General features: G+C 68.5%; 9 protein-coding genes, 1 tRNA gene and 1 pseudogene. All 11 read left to right on the top strand.

Going from position 1 to position 14639, the window contains the following annotated elements; all coding sequences use genetic code 11:
- Positions 1–3: 3 nt before the first annotated feature.
- The 11 genes and pseudogenes from nuoN to CQ393_RS10460 all read left to right on the top strand — a co-directional run bounded on the left by nuoN (position 4) and on the right by CQ393_RS10460 (position 14639).
- Positions 4–1464, top strand: a complete 1461-nt coding sequence (nuoN, locus tag CQ393_RS10510) for an NADH-quinone oxidoreductase subunit NuoN (RefSeq protein ID WP_153191497.1) — start codon at positions 4–6, stop codon at positions 1462–1464.
- 207 nt (positions 1465–1671) lie between these two features.
- Positions 1672–1748: transfer RNA gene (locus CQ393_RS10505), tRNA-Met, on the top strand.
- 195 nt (positions 1749–1943) lie between these two features.
- Positions 1944–2534 carry a ribosome maturation factor RimP gene (rimP, locus tag CQ393_RS10500; RefSeq protein WP_343199930.1) on the top strand — a complete coding sequence of 197 codons (591 nt, stop codon included), beginning with the start codon at positions 1944–1946 and terminating at the stop codon, positions 2532–2534.
- Between the two features lie 4 nt (positions 2535–2538).
- The gene (gene nusA, locus CQ393_RS10495; protein ID WP_153191496.1) at positions 2539–4050 is read left to right on the top strand and encodes a transcription termination factor NusA; all 1512 of its coding nucleotides are present in this window, start codon (positions 2539–2541) and stop codon (positions 4048–4050) included.
- 95 nt (positions 4051–4145) lie between these two features.
- Positions 4146–6809 carry a translation initiation factor IF-2 gene (infB, locus tag CQ393_RS10490; RefSeq protein ID WP_153191495.1) on the top strand — a complete coding sequence of 888 codons (2664 nt, stop codon included), beginning with the start codon at positions 4146–4148 and terminating at the stop codon, positions 6807–6809.
- 75 nt (positions 6810–6884) lie between these two features.
- Entirely contained in the window at positions 6885–7277 is a 393-nt protein-coding gene (gene rbfA / locus CQ393_RS10485; protein WP_343199929.1) for a 30S ribosome-binding factor RbfA, read from the top strand.
- Positions 7278–7666: 389 nt separating this feature from the next.
- Entirely contained in the window at positions 7667–8575 is a 909-nt protein-coding gene (gene truB / locus CQ393_RS10480) for a tRNA pseudouridine(55) synthase TruB (protein WP_153191494.1), read from the top strand.
- A 181-nt stretch (positions 8576–8756) separates the two neighbouring features.
- Positions 8757–9017: a 30S ribosomal protein S15 gene (gene rpsO, locus CQ393_RS10475; protein ID WP_055769748.1), complete on the top strand. Its 261-nt coding sequence runs from the start codon at positions 8757–8759 to the stop codon at positions 9015–9017.
- Positions 9018–9183: 166 nt separating this feature from the next.
- Positions 9184–11292 carry a polyribonucleotide nucleotidyltransferase gene (gene pnp / locus CQ393_RS10470; RefSeq protein ID WP_343199928.1) on the top strand — a complete coding sequence of 703 codons (2109 nt, stop codon included), beginning with the start codon at positions 9184–9186 and terminating at the stop codon, positions 11290–11292.
- 260 nt (positions 11293–11552) lie between these two features.
- Positions 11553–14089, top strand: a pseudogene (locus tag CQ393_RS10465) (DNA internalization-related competence protein ComEC/Rec2); the annotation flags it as partial.
- The gene (locus tag CQ393_RS10460) at positions 13983–14639 is read left to right on the top strand and encodes a MotA/TolQ/ExbB proton channel family protein (RefSeq protein WP_343199927.1); all 657 of its coding nucleotides are present in this window, start codon (positions 13983–13985) and stop codon (positions 14637–14639) included. The pseudogene CQ393_RS10465 and the gene CQ393_RS10460, both read left to right, overlap by 107 nt.

Genomic DNA, 14639 nt, shown 5'->3' with positions numbered 1-14639 from the left:
ATGATGACAACGCCGACGCTACTGCCGTTGACCGCCGCCGACCTCCCGCCGCTGCTGCCCGAACTGGTGGTGATCGGCGGCGCCTTCGCCCTGCTGATCCTCGACCTGTTCATCAGCAACCGGCACAAGGTCTGGACCCACTTCCTGTCGGTCGCCATCCTCGCCATCGCCTTCGTGCTGCTGCTGGGCGGCGTGGGCGGGCAGGGCGAGGTGTTCCACGGCATGTTCATCCGCGACAACGCCGCCGACGTCATGAAGACGGTGGTGGTGCTGGTCAGCGGCCTGACCCTGGTCTACGGCTGGAGTTACCTGCGCGAGCGCAACCTTTACCAGGGCGAGATCGCGGTCCTGGTGCTGTTCGCCACGGCGGGCATGATGATCCTGGTGTCGGCCGGCAGCCTGCTGATGGTCTACCTGGGGCTGGAGCTGCTGGCGCTGTGTTCCTACGCGCTGGTGGCCAGCAACCGCGAGAACAAGCTGGCCGCCGAGGCGGGCATGAAGTACATCGTGCTCGGCTCGCTGGCCTCGGGCCTGCTGCTGTACGGCATGTCGCTGGTCTACGGCGCCACCGGCTCGCTGCACCTGGACGTGATCCACGACGCCGCCGCGCATTCGGACGAGCGCCTGCTGCTGCTGACCGGCGCGGTGTTCATGGTGGCCGGCGTCGCCTTCAAGCTGGGCGCCGCGCCGTTCCACATGTGGCTGCCGGACGTCTACCAGGGCGCCCCGGCGCCGATCGCGCTGTTCATCAGTTCGGCGCCGAAGCTGGCCGCGTTCGGCATGGCCTACCGCCTGCTGGAAGCCGGCGTCGGTCCGCTGTCGACCGAACTGCAGTACGTGCTGGCCGGCCTGGCCGCGCTGTCGCTGGTGGTCGGCAACCTGATGGCCATCGCCCAGGTCAACCTCAAGCGCATGCTGGCCTATTCGACCGTCTCGCACATCGGCTTCCTGCTGATGGGCGTGGCCGGCGGCGGCGCGGCGGGCTACTCGGCGGCGATGTTCTACGCCGTGGCCTACGCGATCATGTCCACCGCCGCCTTCGGCGTGATCGTCGCCCTGTCGCGCGCCGGCTTCGAGGCCGAGCGCATCGACGACTTCAAGGGCCTGAACGCGCGCAACCCGTGGATGGCCGGGCTGATGCTGTGCGCGATGTTCTCGCTGGCCGGCATCCCGCCGTTCCTGGGCTTCTGGGCCAAGCTGGCGGTGCTGGGCGCGGCGGTCAACGGCGGCCTGCTGTGGCTGGTGATCCTGGGCGTGATCAGCGCGGTGGTGGGCTGCTTCTACTACCTGCGCGTGGTCAAGGTCATGTACTTCGACGAGCCGGTGGGCGAGCCGCTGCCGCGCAACAACGACCGCCTCCTGGGCATCGTGCTGGGCGTGAACTGCGTGGCGCTGCTGGTGCTGCCGGTGGCCCTGGGGCCGCTGCTGGCCTGGATGCGCAACGCATTTGCACATTTGTCGTAAAAAACGATACAAAACGGCGCGATTCATGTAATATGCGCGCCCTGAGTTGATGGCGCCGCCGGCAAAGCCGGTGTCGCCGGACCATCGCAAGATGGTCGACCGGAACGACATCGTTCCGGGTTTCGGTGGAATCCCCGGATTTCCTGAAACGATGAAGTAAAAAAGACTTGCGGTAACGGTCCAATTACTTCATAATTCCGCTTCTGCTGCGGGGTGGAGCAGTCTGGCAGCTCGTCGGGCTCATAACCCGAAGGTCGCAGGTTCAAATCCTGCCCCCGCTACCAGTTCCGGCCTTCTTCAACATTCGTTGTCGAAGACTGAATCTGGGCTCGTAGGAACGATTGCTTCCGTTCCTGCAACCGGAATCCAGTCATTGGATTCATATCGGACAAAGGGCCCAGTCGGGCCCTTTGTTGTTTCCGCAAAACGAAAAGTCCGACCGGGTTTCCCGTTCCCCATCATCGAAATCAAGGCAGGCTGTGAGCGACAAGGCTACTGAAATCGCGAATCTGCTGGGCCCCACCGTGCAGGCGCTGGGCCTGGATCTGCTGGGCGCGGAATATCTGCCGGCCCCGGGCGGCGCGACGCTGCGTCTGTACATCGACGTGCCGCTGGCCGAGCAGCCCGAGCGCATGGTCAACATCGACGACTGCGAGCGGGTGAGCCGCGAGGTGTCCGCGCAGCTGGACGTCGAGGATCCGATCAGCGGCAACTACACGCTGGAAGTGTCCTCGCCGGGCGTGGATCGCCCGCTGTTCACGCTGGAGCACTTCGAGCAGCACCTGGGCCAGTCCGCAAAGGTGGGCCTGAAGCTGCCGCAGGAGAATCGCCGCCGTCTGCAGGGCGAGATCGCTGCAGTGGACGCCGACGCCGGCACCGTGACCTTCGTCGTCGATGGCAGGCCGTTCGTGGCCGCCTTCGACAACATCGACAAGGCACGCATCATTCCGGACTGGGCCGCGCTTGGCCTGGCTCCGAGCAAACCGACCGGTCCGGCCCCCAAGCAGGGCGGCGCGGCCAAGAACAAATCCAATAACGAAACCGCGGCCCGCAAGCCGCGCGCGGAGTAAGCCGATGAGCAAGGAACTTCTGCTGGTAGTCGACGCGGTCGCCAATGAAAAAGGCGTGCCGCGCGAAGTGATCTTCGATGCGATCGAGGCCGCGCTCGCCTCGGCGGCGAAGAAGCGCTACGCGGACCAGGACGTGCTGGCGCGCGTGTCGATCGACCACAAGGACGGCAGCTACGAAACCTTCCGCCGCTGGGAGGTCGTGGCCGACGACGTGGTGATGGAGTCGCCGGACCGCCAGATCCGCCTGATGGACGCGATCGACGAGGCCGACGGCGTCGAGGTCGGCGACTACATCGAGGAGCAGATCGAGAACCCGGACTTCGGCCGCATCGCCGCGCAGGCCGCCAAGCAGGTGATCGTGCAGCGCGTGCGCGAGGCCGAGCGGCAGCAGGTCGTGGACGCATGGAAGGACCGCGTCGGCGAACTGGTGACCGGCGTGGTCAAGCGCGCCGAGCGCGGCAACATCTATGTCGACCTGGGCGGCAACGCCGAGGCCTTCATCCCGAAGGACAAGGGCATTCCGCGCGACGTGCTGCGCGCCGGCGACCGCGTGCGCGGCTACCTGGCCGAAGTGCGTTCGGAGCCGCGCGGCCCGCAGCTGTTCATCAGCCGCGCCGCGCCGGAGTTCATGATCGAGCTGTTCAAGCTGGAAGTGCCGGAAGTCGGCCAGGGCCTGGTCGAGATCAAGGCCTGCGCCCGCGACCCGGGCGACCGCGCCAAGATCGCCGTCATCGCCCACGACAACCGCACCGATCCGATCGGCGCCTGCATCGGCATGCGCGGTTCGCGCGTGCAGGCGGTGAGCAACGAGCTCAACGGCGAGCGCGTGGACATCGTGCTGTGGAACGAGAACCCGGCCAACTTCGTCATCAACGCGATGGCGCCGGCCGAAGTGCAGTCCATCATCGTCGATGAGGAAAAGCACTCGATGGACCTGGCCGTGGCCGAGGAGCGCCTGGCCCAGGCCATCGGCAAGGGCGGCCAGAACGTGCGCCTGGCCAGCCGCCTGACCGGCTGGCAGCTCAACGTGATGACCCAGGACCAGGTCACCGCCAAGTCGGAAGCCGAGCAGACCGTCGCCCGCCAGCTGTTCATGGACAAGCTGGAAGTGGACGAGGAAATCGCCGGCATCCTGGTCAGCGAGGGCTTCAGCACCGTCGAGGAAATCGCCTACGTGCCGATCGGCGAGCTGCTGGCGGTGGAGGGCTTCGACGAGGACATCGTCGAGGAACTGCGCGCCCGCGCCCGCGACGCGTTGCTCAACGAGGCGCTGGCGGTGGAAGAGGGCGCCGAAGGCGGCGTGCCGGCCGAGGACCTGCTGGCGCTGCCGGGCATGGACGAGGCCACGGCCTATGCGCTGGCCGGCAACGGCGTGCGCACCAGTGAGGATCTGTCGGACCTGGCTGCCGACGAGATCCTGGAGTTCGGCATCGAAGGCATGGATCTGGAGCGCGCCGCGGCGCTGGTCCTGGCCGCCCGCGCCGAGGAGATCGCCCGCCTGGAGCGCGGCGAATGAGCCAGCGATGAACAGTGCCCTGAGCCGCTCAGGGCGTAGACTCCGCGCTGCCTTCGTCCGTATCGAGGGGGCGCCAACAAGATCATAGGATCCGAATGTCGCAGCAAACCACCATCCGCAAGCTCGCCCAACTGGTCAACACGCCGGTGGAGAAACTGCTGGAGCAGCTGGCCCAGGCCGGCATGAAGTTCAGCGGTCCCGACCAGGTCGTGACCAGCGCCGAGAAAGTGAAGCTGCTCGGTTTCCTTCGCCGTTCCCACGGCAAGGACGAGCAGGTCGCCGACGAGGCCGACGCCGCGCCGAAGAAGATCACCCTGAGCCGCCGCACGCAGCAGGAAGTGACCGTCAATGCCGGCCGCAGCAAGACCACGGTCAACGTCGAGGTGCGCCAGAAGCGCACCTACGTCAAGCCGGCTGCCGGCGCGCCCATGGATGCGGATGCCGAGCGCGCCGAGATCCTGCGCAAGCTCGAGGAGTCGCGCCAGCGCAACCTCGACGAGCAGCGCATGCTGGCCGAGAAGGACCGCGCGCGCGACGAGGAGATCGTGGCGCGCCAGAAGGCGGCCGAGGATGCCGAGCGCGAGCGCGCGGAGGCCGAGCGCCGGGCCGTGGAGGATGCCGCCAAGGCCGCCGAGGCGGCCAGGGCCGAGCCTGCGGCGCCGCCCGTCAGGCAGCCGATCATCGAGACGCTGACGCCGCGTCCTGCGCGCAACGCCGCGGCCACGCCGCGTCCTGCGGCGCCGGCACCGGCGCGCGAGGAGCGCGGCAGCGCACATGCCAAGCCGGGCAACAAGTCGCCTCGTGGCGGCCAGTCGGAAGACGAGGGCGGCAAGCGTTTCGGCGGCCAGCTGCACCTGTCGCCGTCCGACCGCGCCCGCCGCGGCAACAACAGCAATTCGCGTGGCCGCCCGGGCGCGCGTGCGCCGCAGGGGCGTCGCGGCAACGAGCAGTCGCGCGGCGGTGGCGGCAGCCACGGCTTCGAGCGTCCGACCGCGCCGGTGGTGCGCGAGGTCGCCATCGGCGACACCATCACCGTGGCCGATCTGGCGCAGAAGCTGGCGCTGAAGGGCGGCGAGGTGGTCAAGGCGTTGTTCAAGATGGGCGTGATGGCCACCATCACCCAGTCCATCGACCATGACACCGCCGCGCTGGTGACCGAGGAACTCGGCCACAAGGTGGTGCGCGCCGGCAACAACGATGCCGAGGACGCGCTGCTGGCCATCACCGATGTCGACCAGGGCGACGCCGTGCCGCGTCCGCCGGTGGTCACCATCATGGGCCACGTCGACCACGGCAAGACCTCGCTGCTGGACTACATCCGCCGCACCAAGGTCGCCAACGGCGAAGCCGGCGGCATCACCCAGCACATCGGCGCGTACCACGTGGAAACGCCGAAGGGCGTGATCAGCTTCCTCGACACCCCGGGCCACGCCGCGTTCACCTCGATGCGCGCCCGCGGCGCGCAGCTGACCGACGTGGTGGTGGTGGTGGTGGCGGCCGACGACGGCGTCATGCCGCAGACCAAGGAAGCCATCCAGCACGCCCGCGCGGCCAACGCGCCGATCGTGGTGGCGATCAACAAGATCGACAAGTCCTCGGCCGACCCGATGCGGGTCAAGAACGAACTGCTCGCCGAGCAGGTCGTGGCCGAGGATTTCGGCGGCGACACGCAGATGGTGGAGATCTCGGCCAAGACCGGCCAGGGCATCGACGACCTGCTGGACGCGATTTCGATCCAGGCCGAACTGCTTGAACTGAAGGCCGTGGCCGAAGGCCGCGCCGCCGGCGTGGTCATCGAATCCTCGCTGGACAAGGGCCGCGGCCCGGTCGCGACGGTGCTGGTGCAGCAGGGTCAGCTCAAGAAGGGCGACTACCTGGTGTGCGGCACCCAGTACGGCCGCGTGCGCGCGCTGTTCGACGAGACCGGCCGCCAGGTCGCCGAGGCCGGCCCGTCGATCCCGGTGCAGGTGCTGGGTCTGTCCGGCGTGCCGGACGCCGGCGACGACTTCGTGGTCGTCGACGACGAACGCCTGGCCAAGGAAGTGGCGCAGCAGCGCGAGACCAAGCGCCGCGAGTCGCGCCTGGTCGCCACGGCCGGCAGCCGCATGGAAGACATCATGGCGCAGATGGGCAAGGGCGAAGGCCAGCAGGTGCTGAACCTGCTGATCAAGGCCGACGTCCAGGGCTCGGTGCAGGCGCTGAGCCAGTCGCTGGTGGGCCTGTCCAACGACGAGATCCGGATCAACGTGATCCATTCCGGCGTGGGCGGCATCACCGAGTCGGACGCCAATTCGGCAGCCGCCTCCAAGGCCACGGTCATCGGCTTCAATGTGCGCGCGGACGCTTCGGCCCGCCGCATCATCGAGTCCAACGGCGTGGACCTGCGTTACTTCTCGATCATCTATGACGTGATCGACCAGGTGAAGCAGGTGGCGTCGGGCCTGCTGGGCGTGGAGATCCGCGAAGAGATCATCGGCATCGCCGAGGTCCGCGACGTGTTCCGCAGTTCGAAGCTGGGCGCCATCGCCGGCTGCATGGTCATCGAGGGCGTGGTCAAGCGGAACAAGCCGATCCGCGTGCTGCGCGACAGCGTGGTGGTGTTCGAGGGCGAATTGGAATCGCTGCGCCGCTTCAAGGAGAACGTGGAGGAGGTCCGCAACGGTACCGAGTGCGGTATCGGCGTGAAGGCCTACAACGACGTCAAGACCGGCGACCAGATCGAGTGCTTCGAGCGCATCGAAGTGCCGCGCACCCTGTAACGCGCAACATCGACCGGCTCGCATGATGCGGGCCGGTCGCGCTTTCCCCCGCAGCAACCAGACGAGCGAGAATCCGTGCCCAAGACCTTCCACCGTACCGACCGAGTTTCCGCGCAGATCCGCCGCGATCTGGGCACGCTGGTGCATGCCGCCGTGCGCGAGCACGGGCTGCCGTCGGTCAGCGTCTCGGACGTGGAAGTCACCCGCGACATGGCCCATGCCAAGGTGTTCGTCACCGCGCTGATGCCGGAGCGTTCGGTCGAGGCGGTCAAGGGCCTGCGCGAGCTGGCCGGCGAGCTGCGCATGGGCCTGGCCCGGGCGATGAAGCTGCGCCACGTGCCCGAGCTGCATTTCCACTACGACGATTCGGTGGACCGCGGCGAACGCATCGACAACCTGCTGCGCGACCTGCCCGATGCGCAGCCGGCACAGTCCGATGCCGACGACCCGTCCGGCGAGAAAGCCTGAGCATTTTCCTTCTCCCTGCGGGAGAAGGTGCCCGAAGGGCGGATGAGGGGCGAGCGCAGCGGCAATGGGGAACGATCCGTTCCTGGGCTTTAGCTCCCTTGCCAGGGGGCGGATTACTTTGACCAGCCTCTGGCTGTTGAAAAGCGCTTCTTGCCCGTGCCCTGCCTTGGTGCCCAACGCGCCACGCGCATGGGGTTCACTCCACCGCCGGGATTTTTCGACACGACATCCCTGTCGCGTCGAAGAGCGACATGGATGCACGCATGTCGCTGCTTCGGTGTCCTGTACGTCGGCTCCATCGCCGCGGAAGGGAATCGGAAATCGAAAGCGGACAAGCAATTGCAACTGCAGAAGCAGAAGCCAGCAACAGCAATGAAACCAGCCCCGCCATGACCCGTATCCAATTCCGCCGCCTGGACGGCATCGTCCTGCTCGACAAGCCCGCCGGCATGAGTTCCAACGCCGCGCTGCAGGTGGCGCGGCGCCTGTTCCGGGCGGAGAAGGGCGGGCATACCGGCAGCCTGGACCCGCTGGCCACCGGCCTGTTGCCGCTGTGCTTCGGCGAGGCGACCAAGATCGCCGGCCTGCTGCTGGGCTCGGCCAAGGCCTACGACGCGGAGATCGCGCTGGGCACGACCACCGATACCGACGACGCCGACGGCACGGTGCTGCTGCAGCGCCCGGTGCCGGCCATCGACGCGCAGGCGCTGCGGCAGGCGCTGGAGCCGCTGACCGGGCACATCCGCCAGCGCGCGCCGATCTATTCGGCGCTCAAGCAGGGCGGCGAGCCGCTGTATGCGAAGGCGCGCCGCGGCGAAACCATCGAGGCGCCGGAGCGGGACGTGCACGTGCGGTCCATCGAGGTGCTGGAACAGCAGCCGGAGCGGCTGCGCCTGCGCGTGACCTGCGGCTCGGGCACCTACATCCGCAGCATCGCCCGCGACCTGGGCGAGCGGCTGGGCTGCGGCGCGCACATCACCGCGCTGCGCCGGCTGTGGGTGGAGCCGTTCCTGTCCCCGCGCATGGTCGGCCTGGACGAACTGCGCGCCCTGGCCGAAGCCGGCGACGATGCGGCCTTGCTGGAATGGCTGTTGCCGCTGGAAACCGGGCTGAGCCATTTCGGTCGGGTCGAACTGGATGCCGGCCGCGCGCAGCGCTTCTGCATGGGCCAGCGCCTGCGCGAGCCCACCTGGCCGCCCGGCCTGGTGGCGGTGTTCGGCGACGATGGCCGGGCGCTGGGGCTGGGGCAGGTGGACGACACCGGGCGGCTGGCGCCGCAGCGTCGCTTCAATTCCTGAACGGCCGTCCCCCCAGGGCCGGCGCACCGCGCGCCTTGTCGCGGGAGGCGCGGATCGTTACAATTCTGCGGCCCTTTGCCGGGCACCGGTCCGCCGTCGGCGGGCCGCTTTCCTTAAAACGGCGAGCTGCGCGGTGCGTCATCAGCACGTTCCTGCCGGCCACGCATCCAGAGAAAACATCATGTCGATCGACACCCAGAAAGTTATTGAAGACAACAAGCGCGGCGCCAACGACACCGGTTCGCCGGAAGTCCAGGTCGCCCTGCTGACCGCCCGCATCGAGCAGCTGACCGAGCACTTCAAGCTGCACAAGAAGGATCACCACAGCCGCCGCGGCCTGCTGCAGCTGGTCAACCGCCGCCGCAGCCTGCTCGACTACCTGAAGAAGAAGGACGTCGAGCGCTACAAGGGCCTGATCGAAAAGCTTGGCCTGCGTCGCTAAGCAGCAATCCCTCCGCGGCGCAGCGATGCGCCGCGGTTTTGTTTTTGCACTACCGCAACACCGCAGCACGATCGCAATACGTTGACGGCCGGAACGACCGGCCACCCGCAGGCGGCAAGGGTCGCCGGCGGTCCATTCGCAGACAGCTTCCCCAAGGACACCCTCCGTGGCAAAAATCACCAAAACCTTCCAGTACGGCAAGCACACCGTCACGCTTGAGACCGGCGAAGTCGCCCGTCAGGCCAGCGGCGCCGTCATCGTCAAGATGGACGACACCGTGCTGCTGGTCACTGCCGTCGCCGCCAAGAGCGCGCGCGAAGGCCAGGACTTCTTCCCGCTGACCGTTGATTACCAGGAAAAGTTCTACGCCGGTGGCCGCATCCCGGGTGGCTTCTTCAAGCGCGAAGGCCGCGCGACGGAGAAGGAGACGCTGATCTCGCGCCTGATCGACCGTCCGATCCGCCCGCTGTTCCCGGAAGACTACAAGAACGAAGTGCAGATCATCGCCACGGTGATGTCGCTGAACCCGGAAGTGGACGGCGACATCGCCGCCCTGATCGGCGCCTCGGCCGCGCTGTCGCTGGCCGGCACCCCGTTCAAGGGCCCGATCGGCGCCGCCAAGGTCGGCTACAAGAACGGCGAGTACATCCTCAACCCGACCGTGTCGGAGCTGAAGGAATCGCAGCTGGAGCTGGTCGTGGCCGGTACCGCCAACGCCGTGCTGATGGTCGAGTCCGAAGCCGCGCTGCTGTCCGAAGAGGTGATGCTGGGCGCCGTGACCTTCGGTCACCGCGAGATGCAGAAGGTCATCAACGCGATCAACGAGCTGACTGTCGAAGCCGGCACCAAGCCGAGCGACTGGGTCGCCCCGGCCAAGAACGAAGCGCTGATCTCCGCGCTGAAGGAAGCCGTCGGCACCCAGCTGGCCGCCGCCTTCCAGGTGCGCGACAAGCTGCAGCGCCGCGACGCCATCGCCGCGATCAAGAAGGACGTGACCGAGCAGCTGGCCGGCCGCGTCGCCGCCGAGGGCTGGAACCCGGCCGAGCTGTCCAAGGAATTCGGTGAGCTGGAATACAGCACCATGCGCAACTCGGTGCTGGACACCAAGGTCCGCATCGACGGCCGCGCCCTGGACACCGTGCGCCCGATCAGCGTGAAGGCCGGCGTGCTGCCGCGCACCCACGGCTCGGCGCTGTTCACCCGTGGTGAGACCCAGGCCATCGTGGTCACCACCCTGGGCACCGCCCGCGACGGCCAGATCATCGATGCCGTCGCCGGCGAGTACAAGGAAAACTTCCTGTTCCATTACAACTTCCCGCCGTACTCGGTGGGCGAGTGTGGCCGCATGATGGGACCGAAGCGCCGCGAGATCGGCCACGGCCGCCTGGCCAAGCGTGGCGTGCTGGCGGTGATGCCGACCATCGAGGAATTCCCGTACACCATCCGCGTGGTGTCGGAAATCACCGAATCCAACGGCTCCTCGTCGATGGCCTCGGTGTGCGGTTCCTCGCTGGCGCTGATGGATGCCGGCGTGCCGGTCAAGGCGCCGGTGGCGGGCATCGCCATGGGCCTGGTGAAGGAAGACAACCGTTTCGTCGTGCTGAGCGACATCCTGGGTGACGAAGACCACCTGGGCGACATGGACTTCAAGGTCGCCGGTACCTCCGAAGGCGTGTCCGCGCTGCAGATGGACATCAAGATCGAAGGCATCACCGAAGAGATCATGAAGCAGGCGCTGGAGCAGGCCAAGGCCGGCCGCCTGCACATCCTCGGCGAGATGGCCAAGGCGCTGACCGCGCCGCGCGAGGAGCTGAGCGACTACGCGCCGCGCCTGCTGACCGTCAAGATCCACCCGGACAAGATCCGCGAAGTGATCGGCAAGGGCGGCTCGGTGATCCAGGCGATCACCAAGGAAACCGGCACCCAGATCGACATCCAGGACGACGGTACCATCACCATCGCCTCGGTGAACAACGCCGCCGCGCAGGAAGCCAAGCGCCGCATCGAGCAGATCACCTCGGACGTCGAGCCGGGCCGCATCTACGAAGGCAAGGTCGCCAAGATCATGGACTTCGGTGCGTTCGTCACCATCCTGCCGGGCAAGGACGGCCTGGTGCACGTCTCGCAGATCTCCAGCGAGCGCGTGGAACGCGTCGGCGACAAGCTGAAGGAAGGCGACGTGGTCAAGGTCAAGGTGCTGGAAGTGGACAAGCAGGGCCGCATCCGCCTGTCGATGAAGGCCGTCGAGGAAGGCGAGGGCACCCCGGCCGAGTAAGCCAGGGTATCGTTGCTTCATTCGGGAAAAGCGGGCCTCTGGCCCGCTTTTCTTTTGTCCGCGTCACCGACGGCGGCGGGCTCCCGCTTCCTGCCGGGCATCGCATGCGCGTGGCACATCGGTTCCCCATGTTCGTCCTCATCCGCAAAGCCGATTCCCCGTTGGGCTTTCCCTGCTGTCCGCGTGCATGACCCGCCTACAGCCGTCGCGACATCCACCCCGCAGCATGTAGGGGAACTGGTCGGACGGAGGAGCGGAGGATGTGGGGATGGGCCGCAGGGAGTCCGGGGCTGCCATGGCGGCGATGGAGCGCCGCGATGGCTCGCCCGCGGCTGGGCAAGGCCGCTGCGGCGTGTTTCCTGGCTGGTATCGGCGCGGCGCTGTGGGCGCCCTCCCTGCCGCCCTATGGGCTGCGCTGGGCGCTGCTGTCGGGTGGGGTGGCGATATGGAGCCTGGGGCGATGGCCTTGGGCTGGCGCGCTGCTGGCAGGTATCGGCTGGGCCACCCTGCACGCCGGCTGGGGATTGCAGGCGCAGTTGCCGCCAGCGCTGGAGCGCGGCGAGGCCGTGCTGGCCGGGACTGTCGTTTCGCTGCCCGAGGCCGAGCCGCGGCGGACGCGCTTCCGCTTCCGCGTCGACGACGCGCCGGCCCATCCGGCGTCCCTGCGCGGGCGCCTGCTGCAACTGGCGTGGTACGACGACTTCGGAAGTACGCAGGCGGGGCCGCGGACGGCGGTGCGCGCCGGCGCACGCTGGCAGTTCCGGGTACGCCTGCGTGCGCCGCGCGGGCTCGCCAACCCCGGCGGTTTCGATACCGGGCGCCATGCGCTCGCGCAGCGGATCGCCGCTACCGGACTGGTGGTGAACGGAAGCCACCAGGTACTCGGGGCGCCAGCCGGAATCGACGCATGGCGCGAACGCATGGCCGGGCGGATCGATGCCGCCATCGGCACGCCTTCCGCGCGGTACGTGCGCGCCCTGGCGGTCGGCGACACCCGGGCGCTGGACGACGGCGACTGGCAGATGCTGCGCACCACCGGGCTGACCCACCTGATCGCCATCTCCGGCTTCCATGTGGGCATGGTCGCCGGCTTCGTCGCGTTGCTTGCGGCCGGCATGTGGTGGTTGCTGCCCTGGTTCGGGCGCTGGTGCCCGCGTTCCCATGCCGCCGCCATCGCCGCCGTGGCGGGCGCCATCGGCTATGCGGCGGTGGCCGGCTTCGCGCTGCCGACCGTGCGCACGGTGCTGATGGTGGCCGCGGTGGCGCTGGCGCGGCTGGGCCGCCGTCGTGGCAGCGTGGCCGGCGCGTTGGCGCTCGCCGCGCTGGCGGTGCTGGCCTGGGACCCGCTGTCGATACTGCTGGCCGGATTCTGGCTGAGCTTCGCTGGCGTGGCCTGGCTGGCCTGGTGCCTGCCGGAGCGCCTGCACCCGCTGCGCGGCTTTCTTTCCGCGCAGCGGGTGGCGACCGTGGGCTTGCTGCCGTTCACCGTGATCCTGTTCGACCAGGCCTCGCTCGCCGGGCCGCTGGCGAACCTGCTCGCGATCCCGTGGTGGAGCCTGGTGGTGGTGCCCCTGGCACTGCTTGGCACCGGACTGGAGGCCCTGCTGCCCGGCGCCGGAGCCTGGGCATGGCGCGCGTCGGCAGTGTGCTTCGATCTGAGCTGGTCGCCGCTGTCGTGGCTGGGAAGCACCCGCTTCGCGCTGTGGTGGCTGCCGGAGGCGGGAAGCCTCGCGTTGCCGCTCGCGCTCACCGGCGCGCTGTGGCTGCTGCTCCCGCGCGGCGTGCCGGGCAAGGGGCTGGCGCTGTTGCTGTGGCTGCCGTTGCTCTGGCCCGCGCGCGAACAACCGCGGCATGGGGAAGTGGAACTGGTGCTGCTCGACGTGGGGCAGGGGCTGTCGGTGCTGGTGCGTACCGGCGACCACCACCTGCTCTACGACGCGGGGCCGGCGGTGCGCGATGGCTTCGATGCCGGCGAACGGGTCGTCGTGCCGGCCTTGCGTGCGCTGGGTGTGAACCGGCTCGACGCGATGGTGGTCAGCCACGGCGACAACGACCATGCCGGTGGCGCCGAGGCCGTCCGCCGTGCCCTGCCGGTCCGGGCCTGGCATGGGCCGCCGGGCGTGCAGCCGCAGCCGCCGATGGATGCGGTCGACTGCACGGCCGGCCTGCGCTGGCAATGGGAGGGGGTGTGGTTCGAATACCTGCATCCGCATGCCGGCTTCCCGTATCTGCGCAACGAGTCCAGCTGCGTGCTCCGGGTGCAGTCCCGCCATGGCACGGTGCTGCTGACCGGGGACATCGGCGAGGTCATCGAGGAAGGCCTGGTCCGGCGCCGGCGCGCGGCGTTGCGGGCCGACGTGGTGCTGATGCCGCACCACGGCAGCGGAGGCTCCTCGCTGCCGTCGTTCGTCGCCGCGACCGGCGCGCGCCTGGCGCTGGTGTCGGCCGGGCATGGCAACCGGTTCGGGCATCCGCGGCCCGAGGTGGTCGAACGCTGGCGCCGCGCCGGCGCCGAGGTGCTGGGCACGCCCGGCAGTGGCGCGGTGCGGGTATGGCTGGGAGAAAAGGGCCTGCAGCTGCGCGAGCGCCGGCAGTGGCGGCGCCGCCTCTGGGAGGCTGCTGGGCGGGCGCGGGCGGCTGTTATCCTATCGGAGGACGAAAAGACGGCCGTCGCGCCGGAGGGTTGAAACGTGTGGGAACTGGTCAAGGCCGGCGGTTGGCCGATGGTGCCGCTGCTGTTGTTGGGCGTTCTGGCTTTGGCGATCGTCCTGGAGCGTTTCTGGAGCCTGCGCCGCAACGAGGTGCTTCCGCCCGGGCTGGGGCAGGAGGTCCGCAACTGGGCGGCGCGCGGCAAGCTCGACGCCTCGCATATTGAATCGCTGCGCGCGAACTCGCCGCTGGGCGCGCTGCTGGCCGCGGCGCTGGAAGCCCGCAATCGTCCGCGCGACCAGATCCGCGAGCGCATCGAGGACACCGGCCGCCACCTGGTGCACCGGATGGGGCGCTACCTCAATGCCCTGGGGACGATCGCGTCGGCCGGTCCGCTGCTCGGCCTGCTGGGCACGGTGATCGGCATGATCCAGATGTTCCTGGGCATCCTCGACCATGGCGTCGGCGATGTGAACCAGCTCGCCGGCGGCATCGGCAAGGCCCTGGTGTGCACCGCCACCGGCATGATCGTGGCCATTCCCGCGCTGATGTTCCACCGCTATTTCCGCGCGCGCGTCGACGGCTACGTGATCGAGATGGAGCATGAGGCCGGCGCGCTGCTGGATACGCTCGACGGCCGCCCGGCGGTGATGGCCGCCACGCGGCAGGCGCCGCAGGCAGCGGCGGCCAAGGCCTGA

The sequence above is a fragment of the Stenotrophomonas sp. MYb238 genome, assembly GCF_009496535.1.
Lineage (GTDB): Bacteria > Pseudomonadota > Gammaproteobacteria > Xanthomonadales > Xanthomonadaceae > Stenotrophomonas.
Note: the sequence above shows the minus strand (reverse complement) of the source record. Positions and strands in the feature narration are given on the sequence as shown.